The 25,949-nt window shown below is 52.1% G+C and carries 19 protein-coding genes and 1 pseudogene; 4 read left to right on the top strand and 16 right to left on the bottom strand.

Annotated elements, in window-relative coordinates:
- Positions 1-165 precede the first annotated feature (165 nt).
- A pseudogene (locus PHV74_00615) lies at positions 166-519 on the top strand (transporter substrate-binding protein).
- A 55-nt stretch (positions 520-574) separates the two neighbouring features.
- Here the strand turns inward: PHV74_00615 and ileS are convergent.
- The 11 genes from ileS to PHV74_00670 form a co-directional block, all read right to left on the bottom strand.
- Positions 575-3,814 carry an isoleucine--tRNA ligase gene (gene ileS, locus PHV74_00620; GenBank protein MDD5092872.1) on the bottom strand — a complete coding sequence of 1,080 codons (3,240 nt, stop codon included), beginning with the start codon at positions 3,812-3,814 and terminating at the stop codon, positions 575-577.
- A gap of 58 nt (positions 3,815-3,872) precedes the next feature.
- A complete protein-coding gene (locus PHV74_00625) occupies positions 3,873-4,547 on the bottom strand; it encodes a protein jag (GenBank protein ID MDD5092873.1) in 675 nt (224 codons plus the stop codon).
- Entirely contained in the window at positions 4,513-5,406 is an 894-nt protein-coding gene (locus PHV74_00630) for a YidC/Oxa1 family membrane protein insertase (protein ID MDD5092874.1), read from the bottom strand. The genes PHV74_00625 and PHV74_00630 overlap by 35 nt, the downstream gene beginning before the upstream one ends.
- Before the next feature lie 12 nt (positions 5,407-5,418).
- Positions 5,419-6,495: a PQQ-binding-like beta-propeller repeat protein gene (locus tag PHV74_00635; GenBank protein ID MDD5092875.1), complete on the bottom strand. Its 1,077-nt coding sequence runs from the start codon at positions 6,493-6,495 to the stop codon at positions 5,419-5,421.
- A gap of 110 nt (positions 6,496-6,605) precedes the next feature.
- The gene (gene yidD / locus PHV74_00640; protein MDD5092876.1) at positions 6,606-6,815 is read right to left on the bottom strand and encodes a membrane protein insertion efficiency factor YidD; all 210 of its coding nucleotides are present in this window, start codon (positions 6,813-6,815) and stop codon (positions 6,606-6,608) included.
- Positions 6,816-7,154 carry a ribonuclease P protein component gene (gene rnpA / locus PHV74_00645; protein MDD5092877.1) on the bottom strand — a complete coding sequence of 113 codons (339 nt, stop codon included), beginning with the start codon at positions 7,152-7,154 and terminating at the stop codon, positions 6,816-6,818.
- Positions 7,155-7,183: 29 nt separating this feature from the next.
- Positions 7,184-7,321, bottom strand: a complete 138-nt coding sequence (gene rpmH / locus PHV74_00650) for a 50S ribosomal protein L34 (GenBank protein MDD5092878.1) — start codon at positions 7,319-7,321, stop codon at positions 7,184-7,186.
- An 85-nt stretch (positions 7,322-7,406) separates the two neighbouring features.
- A complete protein-coding gene (gene gyrB / locus PHV74_00655) occupies positions 7,407-9,314 on the bottom strand; it encodes a DNA topoisomerase (ATP-hydrolyzing) subunit B (protein MDD5092879.1) in 1,908 nt (635 codons plus the stop codon).
- A 526-nt stretch (positions 9,315-9,840) separates the two neighbouring features.
- The gene (locus PHV74_00660) at positions 9,841-10,143 is read right to left on the bottom strand and encodes an acylphosphatase (GenBank protein ID MDD5092880.1); all 303 of its coding nucleotides are present in this window, start codon (positions 10,141-10,143) and stop codon (positions 9,841-9,843) included.
- A 26-nt stretch (positions 10,144-10,169) separates the two neighbouring features.
- Entirely contained in the window at positions 10,170-10,334 is a 165-nt protein-coding gene (locus PHV74_00665) for a hypothetical protein (GenBank protein MDD5092881.1), read from the bottom strand.
- Positions 10,335-10,472: 138 nt separating this feature from the next.
- A complete protein-coding gene (locus PHV74_00670) occupies positions 10,473-12,164 on the bottom strand; it encodes an MDR family MFS transporter (GenBank protein ID MDD5092882.1) in 1,692 nt (563 codons plus the stop codon).
- A 445-nt stretch (positions 12,165-12,609) separates the two neighbouring features.
- Between PHV74_00670 and pfkA the strand changes: the two genes are divergently transcribed.
- Positions 12,610-13,581 carry a 6-phosphofructokinase gene (gene pfkA, locus PHV74_00675; GenBank protein ID MDD5092883.1) on the top strand — a complete coding sequence of 324 codons (972 nt, stop codon included), beginning with the start codon at positions 12,610-12,612 and terminating at the stop codon, positions 13,579-13,581.
- A 26-nt stretch (positions 13,582-13,607) separates the two neighbouring features.
- On the opposite strand, the gene PHV74_00680 is transcribed toward pfkA, so the two are convergent.
- The 4 genes from PHV74_00680 to metG all read right to left on the bottom strand — a co-directional run bounded on the left by PHV74_00680 (position 13,608) and on the right by metG (position 18,840).
- Positions 13,608-15,041, bottom strand: a complete 1,434-nt coding sequence (locus PHV74_00680) for an MFS transporter (GenBank protein MDD5092884.1) — start codon at positions 15,039-15,041, stop codon at positions 13,608-13,610.
- Positions 15,042-15,082: 41 nt separating this feature from the next.
- Positions 15,083-15,790 carry an LppX_LprAFG lipoprotein gene (locus PHV74_00685; protein ID MDD5092885.1) on the bottom strand — a complete coding sequence of 236 codons (708 nt, stop codon included), beginning with the start codon at positions 15,788-15,790 and terminating at the stop codon, positions 15,083-15,085.
- Between the two features lie 332 nt (positions 15,791-16,122).
- Positions 16,123-17,088 carry a polyprenyl synthetase family protein gene (locus PHV74_00690; GenBank protein MDD5092886.1) on the bottom strand — a complete coding sequence of 322 codons (966 nt, stop codon included), beginning with the start codon at positions 17,086-17,088 and terminating at the stop codon, positions 16,123-16,125.
- A 93-nt stretch (positions 17,089-17,181) separates the two neighbouring features.
- Entirely contained in the window at positions 17,182-18,840 is a 1,659-nt protein-coding gene (metG, locus tag PHV74_00695; protein ID MDD5092887.1) for a methionine--tRNA ligase, read from the bottom strand.
- Positions 18,841-19,050: 210 nt separating this feature from the next.
- On the opposite strand from metG, the gene PHV74_00700 reads away from it, so the two are divergent.
- The gene (locus PHV74_00700) at positions 19,051-19,623 is read left to right on the top strand and encodes a hypothetical protein (GenBank protein ID MDD5092888.1); all 573 of its coding nucleotides are present in this window, start codon (positions 19,051-19,053) and stop codon (positions 19,621-19,623) included.
- A 47-nt stretch (positions 19,624-19,670) separates the two neighbouring features.
- Positions 19,671-20,762: a PilT/PilU family type 4a pilus ATPase gene (locus PHV74_00705; protein MDD5092889.1), complete on the top strand. Its 1,092-nt coding sequence runs from the start codon at positions 19,671-19,673 to the stop codon at positions 20,760-20,762.
- A gap of 27 nt (positions 20,763-20,789) precedes the next feature.
- On the opposite strand, the gene PHV74_00710 is transcribed toward PHV74_00705, so the two are convergent.
- Complete coding sequence (locus PHV74_00710) at positions 20,790-25,220, bottom strand: PAS domain S-box protein (GenBank protein ID MDD5092890.1); 4,431 nt, start codon at positions 25,218-25,220, stop codon at positions 20,790-20,792.
- Positions 25,221-25,949 lie beyond the last annotated feature (729 nt).

Raw genomic sequence — 25,949 nt, forward strand, 5'->3', positions numbered from 1 at the left:
AGGCAGTTCTCCTCCAGATGCTTGGGCTGCACCTCCCTCAGCGAATGAAAATTAAAGCAATGTAGTACCAACTTTACGTTCGGGAGAAGCACCTGTCAGCTTCGAAACTGCGGAAGTTGGGCTAACTTCAGCGGGGTTGGGAAGACTCCCGGAGCTAACGGCTGGTATACACCATTCGTGTATCTGCATGGTCAGGGGAGTGCTGCACAGAGGGAATTCGCTGATCTCTGGGCCGAAAAGTGCGTAGTGGATCCCGCATGGAAGAAGAAGTATTCGCGTGCGGAAGATGTTCCCCTATCGAACCATCCCATCATTTACAGTCCGCTGCTGCTTGCCATCAAGGCGATAGAGAAGGCTGGAACCGATGATCCTGCCAAGGTCGCGGAGGCTGCAATTGGGCTCGAATACGATTCCCCCGTGGGGCCGCTGAAGATCGGGGCGGGTGGCAAGAGCAGCATATCGGGCTTTTACGTTCACTGGGTGGACGGAGAGCCGGTGCCCATCGATTTGGGTGAATGAAATTCGGATCAGGCTGGGCGGAGACACCACGTCTCCGCCCAGCCTGACACAAAATCTATTGCCTTTTCACCGCCAGAGTGACATCGCAGCCATCAAACTGGTGCTGCTCTAGATAGGCTCCACCAGGGGAAAATGCCTCAGTGAGTTCTCCCGACAGGGTCTCCTGCTTGATATATGAGGAGTATTTCGTCATCACTCGCCGGATGTTTTCGCCTGCCTGATAGTAGGTTCGGATGTAATCGGCAATATCGAAACCGGCAGAGCGCCTCATGGTCTGGAGGCAATGTACAATCTCCCGCGCCATACCTTCATCGGCGAGGTCGGACGAAATCTCGGTTGTTACCCCCACCACATTTCCGTCCTCTTCGATGACCGCATAGCCCTGCTTGGATTTGGTGGAGACAATCACCTCTTCCGGCAAAAGCCTGAAATCGCCGACTGGAATTTCCTTTCCTGCCCTGGCTCCGGCGGCTACTTCCTGTGGATCGAGGTTGCCAAGCTCAGTCCTTATCCGGCCAAGGTTCTTTCCGTATTTAGGCCCAAGCAACGCCAGATTCGGTTTGATCTCATAATCGACCAGAATGCTTTCATCAACAGTGGCCGTCATTTCCTTGATGTTCAGTTCATCGAGTATCTGGCCCCGAAGTTTGTTGAGGCTTTCCTCCTCGGATTTGGTTCTGACCTTGACGACCACTCTGGCCAATGGTTGGCGCACCTTGATGGCTGCCTTGCTGCGGGCAGAGCGCCCGAGGCTGGTCACTTTCATCACCAGCCGGGTCTCATCGGACAGTTTCTGATCGATTTTAGACGCATCGGCAACCGGGAAATCGGCCAGATGTACACTCTGGGGAGCATCTGGATAGCAGTTACTCACCAGATTCTGGTAAATCTCCTCGGCTACGAACGGCGTGATCGGAGCCAATAGCTTGGCCAATGTTGTAAGGCACTCATAAAGCGTGAAGTAAGCCGATTGCTTATCGGTATCGTTCTCACTCTTCCAGAAACGGCGTCGGCTCCTGCGGATATACCAGTTGGAAAGATCATCCACAAAGCTCTCGATCTTCCTGCCTGCAGCGGTGGCATCGTAGTTATCGAAGGACTTAGTGACTTCCGTGATCAGATGGTTCAGCTCCGAAATAATCCAGCGGTCGAGTTCCGGTCGGCTGGCCGGGGCTTCTGACTTGCCAGGGTCAAACTTATCGATATTGGCATAGGTCACAAAGAAAGAATAGGTGTTCCAAAGCGTCAGGAGGAAACGGCGCAAGCCTTCCAGAATGGCCTCGGCGGAAAAACGGCGCACATTGCCCGGAGGCGATGAAGTTACCAGATACCAGCGCAAGGCATCGGCTCCGTAGGTGTTGATTACCTGCCATGGTTCGACCACATTCCCCTTGGATTTGCTCATCTTCTCACCCTCGGCATCGAGGATGTGGCCCAGACAGATCACATTCTTGAAGCTGGGCTGATCGAAAACGAGTTCGGAAATGGCATGTAAACTGTAAAACCAACCCCGGGTCTGGTCGATGGCCTCGCAGATGTAATCCGCCGGAAAACGGCCATCGGTGAGCAGGGTCTTGTTCTCGAAATTGTAGTGGAACTGCGCAAAAGGCATCGCGCCGGAATCAAACCAGCAATCGATGACCTCTGGAACCCGGCGCATTGTGTTGCCGCATTGGCAAGCGAACGTGATCCCATCCACCCATGGACGGTGGAAGTCCGGCTCACCCGCGATTCCGGCTACGCCAGGCTTGCTCTGAAGTTCCTCAAATCCGCCGATGCATTCCACTTTGCCGCATGCTTCGCATTTCCATACCGGCAGCGGAGTGCCCCAGTATCGTTCGCGAGAGAAAGCCCAGTCAACATTGTTTTGCAGCCAATCGCCAAACCTGCCGCGCTTAATATGATCCGGGTACCAGTTGATCTGCTCATTACCCTGAAGAAGGGCCCCTTTTCTGGCAGTGGTCTTGATGTACCAGGAAGGCTTGGCGTAATAAAGAAGCGGCGTGGCGCAACGCCAGCAGAAGGGGTAAGTATGTTTGATGGTCTCCTTCCGATAGAGAAGGCCGCGCGATTTCAGGTCCTTCAGAATAAGAGGATCGGCATCCTTAACGAACAGCCCCTTAAAGGAATATTCGCCCGCCATTTTCCCCTGCAAATCTACGGGCTTAACCAGCGGAAGGTTATTCGCCTTCCCCATCTCGAAGTCGATCTCGCCAAAAGCCGGCGCGATATGCACAATGCCCGTGCCGTCGTCCATGGAAACGAAGTCGCCAGCGACCACAGGGAACTGGGGCGGGAAGTCTTCGACTCCCCATTCCCATACCCACTCGCCATCTCTGTATAGCCGGATATCGGGCACCTTGTATTCAAGCGGGTCGTACAGAGGCTCATAACGGATCCCAACGAGATCGCGGCCAAAGATTGGCTGATCAGTATCAACCCGATGATATCCTTCAAATCCTACACTTTCTACTCGCGCCAGGGCGAGAATGAGATACTCATTCTCGTTCTGCAATAAGATGTATTCCGAATCCGGGGCAACTGCCAGAGCCGTGTTTCCCGGAAGGGTCCATGGTGTGGTGGTCCACGCCAGCAAATATACGGGCTTGTCCTCCGGCAGACGGGGCAGGTTTTCTCCTTTGGATTCACTCCGATGGAGCTTAAACTTTATGTAAACCGAAGGGTCCGGCGTGTCATCCTTGTACCCCAGCGCTACCTCATGGGAACTGAGGGAAGTTCCGCATCGGGGACAGTGCGGAGTCACCCGATATCCCTGATAAACAAGTCCTTTATCCCAGAGCTGCTTGATCAGCCACCAACACGTTTCGATGTAGCTGTTATTGTAAGTGATATAGGGATGGTCTAGGTCAATCCAGAAACCAATCCGCTCAGTCAAGTCATTCCACAGGCCGATATTCCCCGTTACCTTCTCGCGGCATTTGGCGTTGAAGTTCCCGATCCCGTAGGATTCAATCTCCGTCTTGGAAGAAAACCCCAGCGCCTCCTCGATTCCCAACTCCACCGGCAACCCGTGAGTGTCCCACCCGGCAATACGGGGAGTGTAATAGCCGCGCATAGCCTTATACCGAGGGAACACGTCCTTGAAGACTCGCGATAGTACATGATGGATGCCGGGGCTGGCGTTAACCGTCGGCGGGCCATCGTAGAGCATATAGAGAGGTCCGTCTGAGCGTTGCTTCACGCTTTTACGAAAAACATTCTCCTCCCGCCAGAACCGGAGAATGTTCTGCTCAAGATCAGGAAAATTAGGCTTGTTGGATACGGGTCGGAACATCAGGAATCTTTACCTCTGCCAGAGTGACATCCTTATTGATTGCTGCTTCGCTTGGGGATTATTCGGGGGATACAACAACCTTGCGATTATCACCAAAACCGATGCTGCCAGTGGTAACCGCTGGCGTATCTTTCAGTGTGATGTGTATGATTCTCCGCTCCGACGCTGGCATGGCCTCCAGCGTTATGGGCCTCTTGGAGGAGCTCACTACATCCGCAACCCTCAGGGCCAGGGCTTCCAACTCCTTCTGCCGCCGCTTCCGATATCCGCCAACATCAATGGTGACTCTGGCATTGCTTTCAAACTTCCGGCTGACCATGAAATTCACAATATACTGCAATGCCATGAGGCTCTGTCCCCGTCGCCCAATTAGAATCCCGAGATCGCCATCGCTAATCTCGATCACCATGGGAGACTGATCATTTCCCTCTCCAGTCACCTCAACAGTGGCTGGCACATCCATCAGGGAGAGGAGCTTCTCCGTCGCCTCTCTGGCCACATCCGCCAGAGCGCTGATTTCTACCGGTGACTCACTCTCTTCTATTATCTCGTCGTCTGCTGATATCAGCGGGGTCACTCTGACCTTTGCATCCTCCCCTCCCCATCGAAAGATGCCGCTCTTCCCCTCCTGTAATACCTCGATCGTTACTTCAGAGCGGCTCAGTCCCAGCTTGCTTAAAGCCAGATTAACGGCTTCATCAACGTTTTTTGCGCTTATTTCCAGCGGTTCCATCCCGTTTACCATCCTCTGCAATTGTACTTGCTTTGGTTTTCTTATTGGCCGATTTGAGATTCTTTGTAATGTTGGCGGAATAAGGTATTTCCTTCTTCTTCTTGGGCTCCTTTGCATCCGGGCCAGACGAAGTTCTGCCAGGTAACACGTTTGCCAGCTCTCCCCAATTCCCCATCACAAAATACTGCATGATGATGCGGAAGAGGTTCCCAACTACCACATATAGACCCAGTCCGCTGGGGAAAGCCATAAAGATTAATCCAAACATGATGGGCATCATCCATTGCATCATGTTCTGCATTTGCTGCTGCTGGGGATCTGTCGATGGTGTGGCGGACATCTTTTGAGAAATCCACATGGACGCCATAATCAGGAGGGTGATGAATAAGTTGGGAGCGGCCATATCCAGCCAGAGAAAACTGTTATCTGGAGGTACGGCTTGCTGAACAGGTGACCATGAATAGAGGTTCTGGGACAGCCCAAAGAGGCGCTCCGGCGTCGTTGCGAGGGATTGCATAATAGCCTGGTAGAGAGCAATCAGAATAGGCATTTGCACCAGCAGCGGAAAGACACAGCCTAGGGGGTTTACTCCAGATTCCTTATAGAGCTTTAGAGTCTCTTGTTGAAGCTTTGCTTTATCCTTGGCGTATTTTTTCTGCAGTTCCTTCATCTTGGGCTGCAGCATCTGCATTGACTTGGTGGCTCTAAGCTGGCGTAGCGTCAAGGGAAGAACCGCCAGATTCACCAGTATCGTCAGGGCGATGATCGCCATTCCGAAACTGCCTCCAAATACTCCGGATAACACCAAGAGGCCATTGATCAGCGGTTCAAGCAGGATTTTATGCCAGAGTTCAATCAAGGTTCTTCCTCGCTATTTCTGATCCAGCGATGCTAACAAAAGCGAGACGCCTGTTTGGGCATCCAGCGCATAGAGATCATCATGCCGATTGAGATAATAGACGGTATTGCCCTCGACCCACGGGTCGGCGTATATCTTTCCCAGATTCTGAGGCAGCCACTTCTCCTTGCCTGTTTCAAGGTCGATTCCATAGACAAAACCCTGATCAGACTTGCAGGCTACCAGTAGCAAATTATGTTCAGGAACAACGACTGTGGCTGACCTGATCGGTCCTGCAGTTGATACCGGTGGGCTCCATCTGGATTTACCCGTAGCGGCATCGATGGCATAGACGTTTTTATCCAGCGAGCCAATATAGATCGTGCCGTTGTGGTATGCAGCTTTGCTCCAGAACCAGTCATTTGCCTTGAAAGGTTCATCCCACTTTTGATCGCCCGTTTCGGCATCAAGGGCATAGAATTTACCCTCGAAGGTGCCAACGTAGATGGTGCCATCGACAATCAAGGGTTCCGCTGCAACTGGTGCGTCGAATCCCTTTTCCCAGAAGAGCTTGCCCGAGGCCAGAGTGACGGCATAAAGCTTGTGCCCGAGGCTGCCGAAATAGACTTTGTCGCCCGCAATAGCCGGGCTCGACCATATTTTACCGCTGGCTTTGAAGGGTTTAGCCCAGAGAAGGGTGCCATCCGAGGTATTGATGGCATACAGCTTGTTGTTGGACGCCACGACGAGCGTGGTCCCGGAAAGCACAGGGCTGGCGACAATGGGACCTTTTGTCTCTACAGGCCGCCACATCTCCATGCCGGTTATTGCATCTACAGCGTAAATTTTCCCGTCATACGCAGCAATGTAGGCAATTCCGTCCGAGACAACGGGTGCACCGTAGTTGACCAGGTCCGAAGAGGTGGTCGATTCACATCCGAAGAAATTTGTTTGTTTTTCTCCGATTCTGGGGGTCAGATTGACGGGAACCTTGCCTGGATTTGACAGGTCTATGGCCAAGAACATGCCGTTCTTCTGCGAAGTGGCATAGAGGGTATTGTCGGATACTACTGGGCCAGCCCATCCGTCAGGGGTAGATATGCGCCCCACACATCCTACAAGGAACAAGCTACAGAGGAGGAGGATGAACAGGAGCTTCGCGACTGGTTTAATTTGTGAAATTGGCATCGGTCTATATAAAAATTGCATAAATTAAAAACTTAAGGCACCGGGTCTACTCCGCCCTTGGCAAAGGGATTACATCGGACAATGCGCTTGGCGGTCAGCCACCCGCCTTTCAAAAACCCATATCGGCTGATCGCTTCATACCCGTACTCCGAGCATGTTGGCTGATAGCGGCAGGCAGGTGGCAATACAGGGGAAATTGCTTTCTTATAGAAGCTGATCAAGGCCAGGGCAATCTTCTTCATCTAGTTTCTCACCAGTAGATCGGCTCGATTCATTAGCCCGATCAAGGCTGCCTCTATATCATCATAGCGCGCCCCGGCAGCTCGATTTCTAGCGATGATCACGATGTCCCAGCCCGGTTGAATCGGATTCAGCCTCACCGCCTCACGCAAGAGCCGTTTTACCCTGTTTCGTAAGACGGCCTTTTTCCCTACTTTTTTGCTGACAACAAAGCAAAACCGACTGACCTCCAAGCCGTTTGGCATGGCTCTCAGGACCATAAAGTCATTAGCCGAAGCCTTCCCGCACTTGAAGACTGCATCGATTTGCGAACCCCTGTTAAGCCGTTCCCCTCTTCGCATCTGTGCCAAGCGATGTATTCTTGCACAGTCTATACAGTCAATTTATGACGACCTGCCAGTCGCCTTCGGCTCAAAACTGCTCGCCCGTCCTTTGTGCTCATCCTGTGCAAAAAACCGTGCTTGCGTTTCCTGGGAATTTTCTTTGGTTGATAAGTTCTTTTTGGCATTTCTCTTGTCCTTAAATACGTAGCGTATTATACCCTTATATGAGTTCTCTTGGCAACCAATGAGAACTCAGTTCTTCATCAGTCTTCAAATATCCAAATTCCGAACCTGCTGTGCATGGGCTTGTATGAAGGCCTTCCGGGGCGGAACATCTTCTCCCATGAGCATCTCCACAACCTCGTTTGCCCGGATGGCATCCTCAATCTCCACTTTTAACATCACGCGGGTCTCCGGGTTCATGGTGGTCTCCCAGAGTTGCTGGGGATTCATTTCTCCCAGACCTTTATACCGCTGGATTTCGAGACCTTTGCTCCCCAGTTGGCCAGTCAGATCATCTTTCTCCGTATCGGAGTAAACCCAGTGATGCGCTTTGCCTTTCTTCAAACGATAGAGCGGTGGCTGAGCAATATAAAGATGACCCATGGTGATCAGTTCAGGCATATAGCGGAAAAAGAATGTCAGCAGCAGACAACGAATATGAGAGCCATCCACATCAGCATCGGTCATGATGATAATGCGATGATAGCGAATCTTGGCGACATCGAACTGTGTGCCATTACCGGTTCCCGCGCCCGCTCCTACCGCCACAATGAGCGCTCGAATCTCTTCATGAGCCAGCATCTTCTCCGGCCGAGCTTTTTCCACATTGAGGATTTTTCCCTTCAGCGGCAATATGGCCTGGAAATTGCGATCCCTGCCTTGCTTGGCTGAACCTCCGGCTGAATCTCCCTCAACGAGATAGAGCTCGCGCTTATCTGGACTCTTCTCAGAGCAATCGGCCAGCTTACCGGGCAGACTATTGTTATCAAACAGACCCTTTTTGGTGACCAGTTCCCGGGCCTTTCTAGCAGCCTCACGCGCTCGGGCTGTGGTGAGACACTTCTCCAGAATACGCTTGGATTCTTGTGGGTGTTCCTCGAGGTAGTAGGCTAAACCCTCGTAGACAGTCGTCTCCACTTGGCTTTTCAACTCTGAATTGCCCAGCCTGGTCTTGGTCTGACCCTCGAATTGGGGATCAGTGAGTTTGACACTGACAACAGCTACCAACCCCTCTCTTACATCCTCTCCGGAAAGATTAGAATCGGTCTCTTTCAGTATTTTGCTTTTTCTGGCGTAGTCATTCAGCGCCCGGGTAAGGGCGGTGCGAAAGCCGGTGAGGTGCGTTCCACCATCGATGGTATTTATACAGTTGGCAAAGGAGAATGTCGATTCATTGAAGCCCTCATTATACTGAAGAGCGACTTCCACAGTGTTGTTATCGATGACCTTGGCAATGTGAATCGGTTTTGAGTGAATCACCGCTCGCTTGCGATTGAGTTGATGAGCGAAACTGACGATACCTCCCTCGAAACAGAAGCTTATCTGGCGATCTTGCCTTTCATCCCTGAAATCGATCCAGACCCCTTTGTTCAGATAGGCGACTTCACGAAATCTCTGGGATATGATGTGGAAGTCATAATCCAGTTCGTGGAAGATATCAGTGTCCGCAAGGAAAGTGACGGTGGTCCCATTTTCATCGGACTCTCCGACTATTTCGATACTTTTTGTGGGAATGCCCCTTCTGAATTCCAGGCGATATAGTTTACTATCGCGCTTGACCTCAACTATCAGCCACTCGGAGAGAGCGTTCACCACGGAGGCACCTACCCCATGTAGCCCGCCGGAAACCTTGTAGGACCCTCCGCCGAATTTGGCCCCGGCATGTAGCGTGGTCATCACTGTTTCCAACGCGGAAACTTTGGTGGTGGGGTGAATATCAACCGGAATACCGCGGCCGTTATCAATTACAGTGACGCTGTTATCGGCGTGGATGACGATGCAGACACGGTTGCAATAACCGGCCATCGCTTCATCGATGCTGTTATCGACTATCTCGTGGATGAGATGATGCAGCCCCCGCTGATCGGTGCTGCCGATATACATCCCTGGCCTTAGCCTTACAGCTTCAATTTCCTTGAGTACCTGGATATCCTGGGCTGAGTAGCCGTGTTCCATTAATACCTCTGTTAGTCTCCGAGAACCGCCATTCCTTGATAGCGATTCTGAACGGGGTAACCTGCCCCTAATGATCGCACTAAGTTACAGTTCTACCCTGCGCGTATTGATTATTACCGAAACCATCACCTGCAATCCGATTTCCTGGTGAACGTTGCCGTAATCATTGTAGTATGAATGACTCCCATGAGTCAATTGGATACCGATATTATGTCATTTCCTCGATGGCTTTGTTCGGAACTATTTTTCAAAGTGTTCTAGTGGACTGACTCAAGCCCGTTTTCCCCCACTTTTTTGGGGAATTCTACAAGGGCATATTGCGTTAAGCCCCTATAGATATATCGCGTACAGTCGGGATCAGGAATGTATCACCGCTCTCTCGAAAGCCTCCGTTGGGATTGACACCGATGATGTTACATGTCGCCGGTTTTGCATGAGGAATAGAGGCCGGGAAGTCAATTGAAAGTCTGCCGGAATCGGACGTTCATGCCATTTCAATCAAAAGGGTATATCCCTTAGGATACCATCAGTGTCTGATTTCGAAATTGCTGAAACTCTTGGTGTACGCTTCCCACTTGATGTCTATTTCCTCTACCCTCGCTCCGGATGGCCCAGCCTTGAGACGAGTTGCGAGCTCTTCCAGCTTTGCTCTCTCTCCCTCAGCAACCACCTGAACCGATCTTTCTACGAGAAGGTTTCTCACGTATCCAGTGAGCCCCAGGCGTCTCGCTTGCTCTTCGGCGAAAGCGCGGAAGTATACTCCCTGCACTCGGCCGTGCACTATGGCTGATAGGCAGGCGAGTTCAGTCAGGCTATGCCCAGTTACCATGGGGATTCTACGGTTCTCCCCACCTACTATCCCTCTTGCTCAGACTCAGTCTTCCTAGGTGGTCTTTGTTTCTTGATCACTTCCACCGACGGTGGAGGTGGCAGGATGCTGCTGACACTCTTGATTTTCTTGGTGTCCTTCTTGGGCTTCTTTGTTTCTTTATGCGGGTAGTCTCCCTTTTTTGCCGCCATGTTTGCACCTCATGTGTCTTATTGTGATTGGACGGAAGAAATAAGTGATTAGAGTGTAGCAAAGCAAGGTGACAGTGTAAAGAAGATCGGGATACGTCTGCGCTATTGGTTCCTCCGATGAAACGTCACACGGGCGAACTAAATCCCGGAGGCTTTCTCCGGCTCCGACCGTGGAGATGTGGACTCTACACTGATATTCCGCTTCCCCTGCAGGGGGATTTCTTTGAGGAAGACTGTGGCTGCCAATGCAATCAGCGCCACGATTAATCCTATAAGAAATACCTCGGTGATGGCCGAGGAAAGCGCGTGCCGTAGCGCGTCCACGAGTTGTTGGAACAGCCCTTCGCCTTGGGGGCCCAGCTGGTTGAACTGGGAATGAAGTTGCTCCTGAGCTTCAGGACTGACAAGCGCTTGTGGGTTGTGTGCCATTGATGAAAGTTGCCCCTGCTGTAGGGCATCCTTGACACTTGGTGGGACTGCGTGCGTCAGGTCAGAGGAGAATCGGTTGGTCATCACCGAGCCAAAGACAGCCAGCCCCAGAGTGCCGCCAATAGAGCGAATGAACTGAATGGACGATGTGGCCACGCCCATCAGGCGGTAGGGGACCGCGTTCTGAACAGCAATAGTAAAGACGGGCATTGTTATGCCAAGCCCGAATCCCATAAGCGCAATGTTAAAGATCGTCTGCCCGTGTGTGGTACCTACCGTCATCCGGGAAAGCAAGCCTGTACCAAGCGCCATGACCGTTAACCCCACCAGCGCTTGAGTCCGATAGTGGCCTCCCATGCGGGAAAGTGCCTGTCCGGAAAGAATACTGCCAGCTACCATTCCCAGCATCATAGGGGTGAGGAAACTACCGCTGCTGGTCGCCGATGAACCCAGCACCCCCTGGAAAAAGAGCGGGATGAACACAATACCGCCGAACATGCCGAATCCGGTGAGAAAAGTGGCGATCATCGAAATGCCAATAATACGGCCCCGAAAGATACTAAGGGGGATAAGGGGCTCAACGGCACGCGACTCCACCCAAAAGAAAAGGCCGGCTGAAATTACTCCAAAGGCTAACGTCCCGATGATCTGTGCTGAAATCCATGCATATTCCGACCCACCCCAGGAGAGACCCAGTAGAATGGGTACCACCGCCAGCACCAGCGTAATCACGCCCAGATAATCAAGGCGCTGTCCGGTGGCTGCCGGTTGCACCTTGGGAAAGAACAGGATAAAGAAAATGATCGCCGGGATACCGACCGGGATGTTGATGAAGAAAATCCAGTGCCATGAAAGGTTATCGGTAACAAAGCCTCCGATCATGGGGCCGATCACAGCTGATAGGCCAAAGACCGCAGTGATAATCCCGGAATACTTACCCCGCTCTGCAGGCGGAAAGAGATCTCCGATAATGATGAAGGAATTGGCCATCATCACTCCAGCACCGATGCCCTGGAAGGCCCGGAAAAGAATGAGCTGGGTCATCGTCTGGCTGAGCCCTGAGAGAATAGATCCCAGCAGAAAGATGGCAATCCCGACGATGCAAATCCATTTTCTCCCGTAAATATCCGTCAGCTTGCCTATAATGGGTACTACCGTGGTGGAGGTTACCAAATAGGCTGTGGTCACCCAGGTATAATGGGCGAATCCGCCGAGGTCGGCGATGATACGTGGCATGGCAGTGCCCACTACTGTCGAGTCCATAGACGACAAAAACATGGCCAGCATCACTGCGGCCATGGTGAGCACTATCTGGCGTCTGGGTAAAGAGTGGAATCCTGCGGTGTCGCCCCCGTCCCAGCCGTGATCCTTTGTTTCTGTCTGATCCGTTTTCGGCATCATATGCTTCTCTGAAGATGTCTTGATGCATTCTCCGGTGCAGAACGAGGAATATCCGCGCCGTTGTGTCAATACCCCATCTCAGATGCTGGTTTTCCGCATCAACGCTCCCCTATCTGAGGACTCTTCACATTGGTTGATAGTTTATCGAATAAACTATCTCGTGTCAAGCATTCTAAGACCACCTCAAAACAGGGATGAGTGAGCCCGCACATTTTTTGTCTTCAGGCTTGCGCAGTTACCGTGGAGGAGGTTATGAGGAAAATCGGAGCATTTCAAAAACTTCAGCGGCTTCTTGACATGAAGTGCAGACAAAGCTAGAATTGCACCAAAGTGCACAACTGCTACAGTCGAATGTTGGTCTCAGGCAGTGGCTCTCTACTACAAGATCGGCTGGTTCGAGGAGGGTAGGGAGTGGGTAGGTTATGGGATTCCAGGAGGTTTTGAGATGAAAAGAATTGCAGTGTTAACCAGCGGAGGGGATGCTCCCGGCATGAATGCTGCTATCAGATCTGTGGCACGCACCGCCGCGGATAAGGGTTGGGGCGTATTCGGCGTTCGAAATGGATATGCCGGCCTTATCAATGATACGATGGTGCCGCTCGGGGCTCGGGATGTGGGCGGTATTATGCAAATGGGCGGCACTATGTTACGCAGCAGCCGCTGTCCTGAATTCAGGACAGAGGAAGGACGAATCAAAGCGCTAAGGACGCTTCATGAACATGGCATCGAGGCGCTGGTTGTCATCGGAGGAAATGGATCTCAGACCGGGGCCCACGCTCTATCCAAGATGAAGTTCCCAGTCATCGGCATTGCCTCCACTATCGATAATGACCTCTACGGATCAGAGGTTACCATCGGGGTAGACACAGCCCTGAATATAGCCCTAGAATCCATCGACAGGCTGAAAGTCACTGCCTCATCCCATCAACGAGCCATCCTTGTAGAAGTTATGGGGCGCGATTGTGGATACCTGGCTTTGATGTCCGGGCTTGCCGGTGGAGCTGAAACGGTGGTTATCCCGGAGATGGAAACAGATCCTGAAATAGTGGCCAGTCAAATCATCAGCGCCTATGGACGAGGCAAACCACACGCCCTGGTAGTGGTGGCTGAAGGTGCCAAATACAATGGCATCAAGCTCATGGAGCACTTCCAGAAACACCAGCATCGGTTGGGGTTCGATTTGCGGCTGACCACCCTGGGACACGTGCAGCGCGGCGGTGTACCCAGCGCCTTTGATCGATTGCTGGCTACCCGATTGGGCGTAGCAGCAACGGACCACCTGGCCAAAGGTGAGCACGGAGTGTTGATGGGGCTGATAAAGGACGAAATTGTGCCTACACCGCTGGAAGAAGTAGTCGCCACCAAGAAGCCACTGGATTTGCACTTGCTGGAATTGGTCAGAACCCTGGCACAGTAGCCAGATTCTTCACATATGGGGCTGGTTCAGGACTCACTCAATTCTTCTCTGCGCCGAATCCACATTGCCGGCACAAGCGCCAGCAGGCACACGATTGCAGCGGCAAGGAAGAAGTTGTGAAAGAGGTCCAGCACCAGCGGGGGGAGTTTATCCTCAATTTGTTGCAGTGACATCCCGGCTGCCATTACATGAAAATGACCCATTCCCCATGAATTCATCAGCGCCAGCCCGATGATCATCCCGATCATGCGCATTGATGTCACCAGTGCCGAGGCGACCCCCCGATCTCCCTCACCGACTGAGTTGAGGACAGCAGTGGTGATAGGCGCGATGACCAGCCCAAATCCAAGGCCGCACATTACCAGGTGTATCGTGAGCCAGGGTTCAGCCACTGAATCTGTCCACCGCCACAAAAACAAGAACCCCCCGGCGCTCAGGAGCAACCCCACAGCCGTGGGAATGCGATATCCCAATCGATGGCACAGAAAACCTCCTATCACCGCTCCGATAGGGATAGCAAAGGTAAGCCGCCCCAGCCTCAGTCCCAGTCCCACGCCTTCCACTCCCATAAGTGTAGCAGCCATTACGGGAACGATAACAATAGCGATGATAAGCGCGCCACCGATGAACAAATGAGTGATGTTAGCCGCAGAGAAGGTGCTATCTCTAAACAGATGAAGTTTGACAAGAGGCTCTGCCGCCCTCTGTTCTCGAAGGATAAACAACCCGAAGAGGAAGATGGAAGCTAACAGCAAACCAGCCATATAAAACTCGGCATTTGGACGGTGCAGTTGTTGCGAGAGCCCAATGCTCATGAAAGCAAGCGCCGCCGCAATCATCAGACCACCCCGGTAATCCACCGATGCCCGGACCTGCTGGCTCGGTTTTACAAAAAAGTATATCAGTGGAATAACTATCAGCCCCACAGGAACGTTGATCCAGAATATCCAATGCCAATCGAGATATTCGGCAATTACAGAACCATACAGAGGACCGAGCGCTCCTCCCAGTTCCACTGCCCCGCCGAGAATTCCCAGGGCGATGGCTCTTCTGGCTAGCGGATAGGTATCCCCGATAATAGCCATGCCAACTGGCACTACCGCCCCCCCCCCAATTGCCTGCACCACCCGGGCGGCCAGAATATAGTTAAAGCTGGCCATCAATGCAATCAGTACTGAGCCTACCATAAAAACCAGCAGCGAGAGGATGTACATTCGACGATGACCGTAGACGTCGGAGATTCGCCCCACCAGAGGCATCGCGAACGTATATCCCAGAAGATAGCCACTGACTAGCCATGACACTTGGTCCAGGCGGGTGACATTCATGTGAAGATCAAACATGATCTCATTGAGAGCGCCGTATATCACTGTCTGGTCAAGGGCAGCAACAAAAATGCCAGCACAAACAGCAAAGAGGATGAGATTATGGGAAGGGACTCTCGTCTTGGATTCTTCCATAATGGCAGGCTAGAGGCACAGCGTGCGGTTCTTCTTTGGAATCATTCGGGTAACTGGATGGTGACGGGCTGGTTGAATCTGGAAATGTCCAGTGTCCTGATGATGCCCTCCTTCTCGTCCTCACAAATTCGGCCATCGAAGACAACTTTGCGAAGCAGGAAATCCTCGACGCCGATCCAGATATCGGTCCTGACAGGCAATCCTTCAGCAGCATGCCCCACGGCGATGGAATTCAGCGTTTCAGAAAACAGGGTTCCGCTCATATGAAAGCATATGACCCCGCCTGACTTTTCGTCCGTCATCATCGAAAGTCCGGTGACGCTTTCCATCACCGCCTTGATGCCAGTACCAGGCTGGAACAGTGAGACAGCGTTAAAATCTTCCGAAAGAAGTTCCCAACTACTGTTCAGGGGATTGGTCATATAGGTCACCGTGCCGACGGTGATCAGTTCCGCCTCAACGAACATTCGGCCCCATGTGGCCTCGATCTTCATCTTGAGCTTATCGGGCGGCGCAATATCGCCAGAAGCTCCGGTCATCTCGAGTCCCATATTTATCGGGGTCCCACCACCTTCCTGGCTTAGAGCAAAATGGAAACTGGTCAGGTTATCCAGTTTGGGCGAGGCCGTAGCGATGATCTCTTCCGGCGTAAGGGAAGAGGCCGATAGTGTCGGAGTGGAGTCCTCATCCTTTCCGCAAGCGCATACCAAGAGCGCCAACATCAAACCGAAAAGGAGTATTTGTTTCATTTGCCTTCCCCCGTTGCTTTTACTGTTGCTGGTCATGCCGCCGGCTCCTATCGAAGACGAGTCTTTGACTGGAAATCCTTCTTCTAGAAGTCATTGAAGGAGACTCCCTCTTCTTTCGGCCGATTTTCCCGAGCCCGGCAGAGAACCTCAGAGAATTGGGGCGGTACGCACCCGGCCATTGTTTGTATTATAATCGCCACATCCGCGGAAGTGAAGGAAACAGGGGCTGTGATATTTCATGGCCGAAGATGAACTAAATCTCTCGTCACAGAGATGCAGTGAAGTGCAGTGCCTGACCAAAGGACGGATGGCTGTACGGCGCATCCGTTATTCTACTTATCGCGTTCCAGTACGTAGTCAGCCAAGCTCAACAGCGAACTCTTGGCCGGGCTATCGGGCAGGGGATTGATAGATTGCTTGGCTCTCTGAACGAGGTCTTTGGCTACGGAATAAGACTCTGCGATGAAAGGCGATTGCTGTATTTGCGTGATGGCATGACGCAACTCTTTTCCCTTCCCTTTGTTCTCGAATCCTCGCTTAACAGGGTTATCGTCCGGGCGCTGTTCAAGGTAGAGTAGGGCAGGCAGTGTCAATATGCCTTGGAGGAGATCATTGCCTACTGGCTTGCCCATCACCGCCTCATCCCCGGTGAAGTCCAGCAAGTCGTCGATAACCTGGAATGCAAGGCCCAGATTCAGACCATACGACTTGAGAGATTGAACGTGCTCCTCGGGGCTATCACTGAGAATGGCGCCCGACTCGGCAGCCATGGCAAACAGGGCAGCGGTTTTTCCGGTTATTCGCCTGAAGTAGTCTTCCCGGCTCTGCTGCCAGTCATAGACGCTCAAATTCTCTTCCAGTTCACCTTTGGCCAATGCCATCAGCGTCTGGGCAAAAAGTCTGACCGCCCTTAGATTCCCGGGGACGGCGGCCAGTTCGGCAGATTTGGCAAAGAGGTAGTCGCCTGCTATGGTGGCGGCGCTATCGCCCCAGATGTTATAGAGCGTTGGAAGACCTCTTCGGAGCGGCGACTTATCGATGGTATCATCGTGAACCAGAGAAGCCACGTGGAGCAACTCCGTGGCGGCAGCCATCGGGACCAGCCGATCCAGATTGTATTGGTTAAACTTTCCGGAGAGCAGGGTAAGGGCTGGACGAATCCCTTTGCCAAGGCCGCTCATCACATGTCTGGCGATATCGGCAAGCTGCGGATAATCGACATCGGCGACGCTTCCCAGCGTTTCCATCACCAGGGGCATCTCGTTTTTGACAGGCTCGAAAATGGTTTCGATCCTCATAAGTCAGAACACCTTTGTTTCGATGCAAATCTCTGTGTCATTGCGATGAGATCAGGCCATCTATTCTGAAGAGGGTGAATCCTCCAAACCCTCTTAGCCCAATCTGCTCGTTTCTGCAGCGACGACATCTTCATCGAGCTTTTTGAAGAGGGGTTCAGGTTGGGCCAGCGCCTGTCCGGTAAGCGGGAATTTGAAATTCCAGCCGCCATCCCGGATATCTCCGGCAGAACCAAGAAGACGATGGACTTTTTCTGAACTGAACGGCAGGTAGGGATAAAGCACTGTTGCCAGACAGGAGATCGCTCCGAGCGCTACGGCCAGAGTTTGACCGGCAGCCTCTTTGTTCTGCTTGATAGCTTTCCACGGGGCTTTCTCGTCGAGATACCGGTTGGCCTCCTGGGCAAACGCAAACGCAGCCTTTATCCCTTCCTTAAAGTGGCACGCTGAGAGGGATTGGCCGACGCTACCCAAGGCGGCCCTTGCTTTTCCAAGAAGCGCATTATCGGCAGCATCGAGTTCTCCAACCGGTGGGATATGCCCATCGAAATTGCGATAGGTAAAGCTGACCACCCGATTGACGAGGTTGCCATAGGTAGCCACCAGTTCATCATTATTACGCCGCACGAATTCTCGCCAGGAGAAATCGGTATCGCCGGTCTCCGGCATATTTACTGAAAGAATATAACGGAGCGGATCAGGATCATAGCGTTCTAGATAATCGGGAAGCCAGACCGCCCAGTTGCGGCTGGTGGAGAATTTCCTGGCCTCCAGTGTCAAGAACTCGTTGGCTGGGACATCATAAGGTAAATTGAGTCCCTCGTAGCCCATCAGCATCGCGGGCCAGATGAGGGTGTGAAAAGGAATATTGTCCTTCCCGATGAAGTAATAGGCTTTAGCATCCTTTTGCCAGAACGGTCGCCACATCTCCGGATCGCCGTGGATCTGTGCCCATTCCTGGCTGGCCGAGAGATATCCGATCACGGCTTCAAACCAAACATAGATGCGCTTGCTATCAAATCCGGCGATTGGAACGGGAACACCCCATTCCAGGTCGCGAGTGATAGCTCGATCCCGAAGACCTTCATTGATATACCTCAGGGTGAAGCTGAGCACGTTCGGTCTCCACTGATTCTGTGTCCTTGCCCAGGATTCCAATTGTTCACTGAACGCCGACAGCTTGAAAAAGAAATGCTCTGTCTCCCGGATTTCAGGGGATCCGCCGCAGAGGATGCAGCGCAGGTTGATCAACTCGCTGGGATTTATCGGCTTGCCACAGGCATCACACTGGTCTCCTCGCGCACCGGAAGCGTGGCAGTATGGGCACTCGCCTTCGACGTAGCGATCGGGAAGGAATCGCTGGCATTTCGGGCAGTAGGCAGACGGCATGCTGGCTTTGTAAATGTAGCCCTTTTGGTTGAGGGTGTTGAAAATGTCATGAACCACCCGGGTGTGATTGACTGTGTGGGTGGAAGTAAACAGGTCAAAGGAAATTCCTACCTTCTTCCATGAGTCCAGAAAGCTCTGGTGACTGGCGGTTGCCACCTGCTCAGGAGTCGTTCCCTCTTTCTCTGCTCTGACCGTGATAGGAGTGCCGTGCATGTCGCTGCCTGAAACCATTAATACCCGATCTCCCTTAAGGCGATGGTATCGGGCGAAGATATCGGCTGGAAGATAGGCTCCGGCCAGATGTCCTAGATGAAGTGGGCCATTGGCATAAGGCCAGGCAGCTGCCACAAGGATATTTTCAGGCATAACGTGCCTATTCTACCACAATTAGAGGGAGATAGGGATCGGTTTTCACAGAGGAGCAGTTGTTTGTGAGTATGCAGGTTGTCTTATTAACCAATCGTTGACCCGGTGTATATCACTTCTTAACCTTACTGTTACCTTCTGTTTATGCTCATTGACCCTTTCGTTGACCTTCCCTCCCTATACTAATTATGGTTGAAGGAGATATAGGTTATGTTAACAACAGCGCAGAACGCCCCCAACGGAAAATACGCCATTGACGATCCCGAGATCTTCGCGGGAGATATGGAGATATACATTGCTCCGCCTTTTGACAATGCTCATGTAATAAACATCATGAGACAGATGAAGAAGCATAAATGCAGATTTCAATACTCCAGCGGCTCGCACCGGGATGGTTGCTTGATCGCCGTTTATCTCGATGAGCCACAAGCCATGGTCAGTATTCTAGCCGATACCCCTGGCATCAACGATGTCCGGATAACTCCGGTACTGGAATCTAAATTCGAACAGTCTCACGGGCAATCCCGGCAGTTGCTTATGTCTGGAAGAATGAATGTTCATCGGATAACGGTCACTGTGGAACCCCGCAAGGTAAGGGCCGTGGAAGGCGGGCGAGAAGGCATCGCCGACGGCCAAAATGTGAAGAGCCCCGCTCACAAGGCCAACGAGACAGGCATCTTTAATCCGGAAAGATCAACGGATAGTTACTCTCGACGTGTCACCTTTGATGCCCGAGGAGGAGCGTTCGGGGCAAGGGCGAATGCGATACCACGCATCGTTTAGTGAAGCAGTGTTTGGCTTTTTCAATTCTGTTTCTCAGGGAGGGAAAAATGGAAATCAATGAACTACTGCGTTTGGCGGATCAGAAGAATGCCTCAGACCTTCACCTCATGGTCGGAGTCCGTCCGGCGCTGAGGGTCGACGGACAGTTGATAAATATTCAATGTGAGCCGATTACTCCTGCTGAGCTGATACAGGCTTTCAATTCGGTGACAGATGAGAATCAGCAGAGCACATTCTCTCGCGATTTGGAGCTGGATTTTGCCTATACTGTCCCACATGGATCTCGCTTCCGGGCTAATGCTTGCCGGCAGAAGGGAACCATCAGCCTCGTCTTCCGACACCTAGAGTCACCCCCAATCAACATCGAGGCTATCGGTTTGCCCCTGGTCTGCAGGGACCTGGCCCTCAAACCGAATGGATTGGTGTTGGTAACCGGACCCTCGGGATGCGGCAAATCGACCACGTTAGCAGCAATGATACAGCACTTGAATCAAACCAGGGAACGACGAGTTATCACCATTGAGGACCCCATCGAGTATGTTTACGCCAGCGATCGGTGCATGATCTCGCAGCGAGAGGTGGGATCTGACACCCATTCGTTCGCTCAGGCGCTGAAGCATGTGCTTCGGCAGGACCCGGAAGTCATTCTGGTTGGGGAAATGCGAGATGTTGATACGGCGATGATGGTGCTGACGGCCGCGGAGACCGGCCAATTGGTGTTGTCCACGGGGCATGCTTCCAATGCTCCCAGTTCAATTGACAGGATAATTGATCTGTTTCCCCCGAATCAGCAGATCTTCGCCCAGGCAAGACTGGCCGAGGTGCTTCAAGGAGTATTATCCCAGAGATTGCTGGCTCGTGTGGATGGATCAGGACGAGTTCCCGCAGTGGAGGTCATGCTGGGAAACCCGGCGGTGAAGAGCCTCATTCGGGAAGGCAAGATACACCAACTAGCCAACGTTATCCGCACCGGTCAGCAATTGGGTATGCGGTCTATGGATGAATCTCTGATACACCTTTACGATGCAGGGCTGATAAGCAGAGAGGCGGTATTGACGTACTGTGTGGATTACGGCGAAACAGTAAGAATCGTTGGTGAGCCATTGACATCTGGTGTTACCGGGCGATTGCAGCTTTAACAGGAGACTGTTTGTCAAGGCTCAGAGTTAGGCCATCGGGCTTTGCTGTTCTCCCATAACCCTGAAAAACACGCCAATGATGGCGGGATCAAACTGGCTTCCGCTGCATCTTTGCAATTCGGCCATCGCTTCTGTGTGCGACATCACATCAGCATAGGATCGGGCAGAGGTCAGGGTATCGTAAGTATCAGCTACGGAGATGATCCTGGCACGGATTGGAATCTCTATGCTCTTCAACCGGCCCGGATATCCGCTGCCATCATACCATTCATGATGGTGGCGGATATCCGGCACAATGTCCGCCAGGTCTTTGACGTGTTCCACAATCTTCGCTCCCTCGGCAGAGTGCCTTGTGAGGAGCGCCCACTCTTCTTCCGTAGGTTTTCCCGGTTTGCTCAGGATCGCATCAGAGACGCCGAATTTACCGATATCGTGCAGGATGGCGGCAGAGTGCAACTTTACCAGGTCCATCTGAGTCAACCCCATCGCCTTGCCAATCCTTTCACACAGACCTGCTACCCTTGTAGCATGACCATACATTTCTTTGTCCCTGGCATCTACTGCGGCGGCCAGAGCATAAATCTGGTCCAGCGTCGCCAAGCCCAAGACTCCCGAAGCTGCCAGCTCGTCCAGATCGGACACCCGCGTGGTGGTAGCCCCCCCGCGTCGCTTTGACTGATAAAGAGCGATATCAACCAGATTCATCAGGCTGTCTATGGTATCTCCATCATCGGGGAAGTCAACTATCCCTGCACTGATCTGCAAAAGCATCTCTGAGGAAGGAAAACTGGACTTGACTCTCTCCTCCCATTTTTGTCTGATGCGCCTAGCAATCTTGTCTGCTTTTTTAACATGAGTTGAGCGCACCAGCAGGATGAACTCGTCGCCGCCGTAGCGAAAAACCATGTCATTGTTCTTAAGAGAAGTTTCCAGCAGTCGGGCGAACTCTTGAAGGACCTTATCGCCATTTGTGTGCCCGTAAGTGTCATTGTACAGCTTGAATCGATCGAGGTCGAGCATTACCAGCGAGAATGAACTGCCGTCTGCAAGGGCTCGGTTGATCTCCGTTTCGACCACATCGTAGAAACGGCGGCGATTCGGAACGCCGGTCAACTCATCGGTTACACTCAGGCGACGTAATTCTTCCTCGGCCTGTCTACGCTCCGTGACGTCACGAATGACAGCAAGGTACGTCACTGCCTTTCCCTCGCTGAAAATTGGAGAATGGGTCACCTCGCCAAATCGTACGGCTCCGTCTTTGGAGATGAATTTATAGGTTGGATTGGGAAGCGTCTCACCTGCGAAGATGTGATCTAGATTGTGATGCAGTTCCTGCAATGAATCCTCTGCGATGACGCCTATCTCCAGCCATCTCTTTCCCATCAGTTCCGCGAGGACATATCCGCCAAGCCTCTCAGCCGAGGGCGAAACGTCAATAAGCCTGAGTTCCTGGTCAAACTCAGCGATGACATCGGATACATTCTCGAAATGGAGCCGGTATCGCTCCTCACTATGACGCAGCGCTTCTTCTGCAACCAGCCGGGCAATACCTTCCCCCACATGTCCTGTGATCTGCTCGAGTGCAATACGAGCGTGGACGGAAAATCTTTCTTCAGTGTGAGAAGTTACGTGGAGGCAGGCGACCAACCGGCCCTCATGAACAATCGGAAGTATTGCAATGGCCCGCAGACCCTCCATCTGCTCTGCTTCTTTTGAAGGTATGTTAACCTTCGAGAACTCAGTATACAGTGGCACCGCGTTCATCACCAGACGGGTATTGGGGGAATCGGGGCCATAGTATGAAACAGAATCAATGAAATCGGCTGATAATCCGTGGTGACATACCAGCCTTATTCCCCCTGTATCTTCATCAACGAGGTAGATGCCTCCCGAGTCCATTCCGGAGGCGGCGATGGCCGCCTCAAGGCACAGGGCGGCGCCCTTATCGAGTTCGTCGGTAGCAGATAAGGATTGAGCCAGATTCTGCTGAATGGCGGACTGTTTCTCTGCCCGTTTTCGGTCGGTGATGTCCGAGGTCAAACCATAGAAATACCGTTTGCCGTCTTGCTCATAGGAATTAACGGCTCTGGTATATAACCATAGCCATTCCCCGTCCTTTCGCCTGAACCTGTGCTCGATAGCAAAGTAAATCCCTTCCTCATCGAGGGCCCTCAAAGCAATTTTCACATTGTTGAGGTCATCAGGGTGAACGTTTCCCAGCCAACCACGGATTCCTCCCTGACGCAGTTCTTCCGGCGCACATCCCATGATTGCCTGCACATTGGGGCTAACGAAAGCGATCCCCTTTCCCTGCTCGACTATCCACACGGTATCCGGAATGTTGTTCACCACAGTACGGTATTTCTCTTCACTCTCGCGGAGCGCCCTTTCCGCTTGCCTTCGCTCCGTTACATCTCGCACCACAGAGGTATACGCTGTAATCTTTCCTTCCACAATAAGGGGGGTATTGGTTACCTCGCCAAGTTTAATCGTTCCGTTCTTGCAGATGAACCTGTAGGTACGAGGCGGCATCGCTTCGCCGGGAAGGAAGTGGTTCAGGTTGAAAACGATCTCCTGCGCTGATTTCTCTGAGATGATGCCAACATCGACCGCCTTCCTGCCGATCAACTCGGATGGTGTATATCCCAGCATCGTTTCGATTGACGGTGAGACATCGAGAATGCGAATCTCTGTGTCAAAGCTGACGATGATGTCGGACGCATTCTGAAAGTGGAGCCGATATCGCTCTTCGCTCGCGGCGAGCGCTTTCCAGGCTCGCGTCTTCTCCAAAGCATTGCCTATGATGTCGGCGGATAGCTGGAGCAGGGCTCTGTCATCCTCTTTCCACTTTCCGGCTGTGGAAACATTGTCAAAACCGATGAGCCCTGCCCACCGGTTTGCCATAAACAGAGGAACAATGATGAGTGATTTGATTTCCTGGCTCTCCAGAAGCAATCGGAGATTTCTCTCCCGGGTATTCTCAAGGGAAAGCATGGAAACATCTGGAATGTGCATCCCCTCTCCGGAGCGCATCTTGTCCACACCTTCGAATTTATTGCAGGGTATTCCTTGCAGATTACTTATCTGGGGAGATACTCCCTCGGCGCACCACTCGTGGGTGTTGTCGATGATATTGCTATCTTCTCGCAACAGAAACAGATAAGCTCGATGGGCTCCGCTCAGCACAGCCATATCCTGCAGTGCCTCTTTGATGGCGCTGTCAATATCGTCATTCCCCACAAATCGAGCAGAGATGATGGCTATGGTCTTCTCGAACTCCAGCCGGCGGTTTATATTCTCCTGTGCGCGCTTACGTTCGGCGATTTCCACAGTTAATTTGTCGCGCGAAACGGTTGTTGTCCTGAGTGTCTCAGCCATCCGGTCAAACGAACGGGAGAGATCGCCGAGTTCATCCCTGTCCTTCGCGTTCATCCGGTAATCCAGATTGCCCCGGCTGATCTCCTCTGCTCCCTGCGAAAGACGACGGACCGGTAAGGTAATAGTACGGCTGAAAAACAGGGCCAGGAATATCACCCCCAGCGCCATACCGGCACCGATGATCAAAATTATGTTCCGTAAATTGCGGACCGGTGTAAATGCTTCGGCTTGATCTACCTCTGTCTGAATGTATAACTTCCACTCCGGTATCCATTGACCGGCTCCAATGACCGGCACGCCCCGGTAGTTATGGTACAGGCCGTGGAAAGCAATGGGTCCGCCCGGATTGGGGGGCGCTTCCCTGTTCACGGCCAGAACGGCTTGGTCCTGAACATTTCCCTTACCAAATTCCGGGACGGTGACAAACTGATAGGATTCATCAATCAGGCATGTGTTCTGGGTTTGCTTTGAATCGGCCCCTCTGGCCAGAATGTCGGAGGACAGCTCCTGTATATCGACGCGACCTGCAAGCACAGCGACAAGGTTGCCTTGATTGTCTTTGACGGGCATTCCGATAACAATGGCGGAGGTTGACGACGGAGGAGACTGGCAGCAGACAGTCTGGACATACATCCCTTGCTTACCTTCCTCAAAAAAAGGCTCCCCCACCCCGTATTGTCCCTCTCTGGCCTCATTCGAGGAGACAAACACCAGTCCATCGCTGGCTCTGAGGAGAAACATTTCGTCCAAACCGACCCCTTCAATTGCCGCCGCGAAGAGACGATCAACGATACCCTGACGGGCTTCCCGGTATGCTGGGTCCGTCCGGTCAAGTGATCCCATCGCTTTCAATTTCTCCAACATGTAGGAATGGGCAGACAGTATATCGACCGCAGTCTCATTAGAATTCATCCAGCCTGTGAACTGTGTAGCCTTGTAGGCGTTGATTGAGATGAGGTTTTCCAGCGTGTCATCTTCGATGGTTTTCCGGCCATGGTCATAAGCCACGTAACCAACAATGATCACCGGGATGAGAGAAAGAAGGAGGAAAATCAGGATTAACTTGGTGGCTAGTTTCATCGTTTCCTCGGGTCGTAATCGGGAAAGGGTGAAATATCAGACATGCACTGTATACTCGACAATTTAGCCTTTTGATCTCCTGTTGTCAAGAGAGTCATTTTTTCCTTAATCCTTGGAGTATCGACCCTCTGCGGATCAGGTTGACGCAAAACAGAGAAATGCCTGGAAGATGATACTGCCTGGCTAAATTATAACCCTCCAACGCTTGTCTCGAAAATGAGTCGGCAGTAACAAATATCAAACCGTGTAAGTTTCCTGTTGATTATGTTTAACCATAAGGAAAATTTGGGGGTAACCATCACAGAAAAATCAGTGTTCTCACCGTTTCGTATAGACGGGGTCTTGGTGTATTCTGCGTGTAACGTGTAAATGGGCCAACTCCGTCGAAGCTACAGCACCCTCGTGGCGGGTAGCGATGATGCTGTTGATTTTGCGAAGGCATCCTGAGCCGTGTATTTAGTAGGAACCTTCCGGGGTTAGCCCCATATATGGAGAATTCATGTGGCAACGGTTGAAAGCAGCAAGCTTTTTCCCCGAATCCGAGCCATGGTTTCCTGGAAAGTTGCTGCAAGAAGAGAACTGAACATGACAGAAAGGAATTAGGCCAGATGCATCTAGCGATTCAATTACTGATTCAATTAACGATACTTATAGTTGCCATTGTCATAGCCAGTTTGATTTTGCGCTGGATGACGAGCAATCCCGAAAAGCTCAAAGCCATATGGAGGC

It is taken from the genome of Dehalococcoidia bacterium, assembly GCA_028711995.1.
GTDB lineage: Bacteria > Chloroflexota > Dehalococcoidia > SZUA-161 > SpSt-899 > JAQTRE01.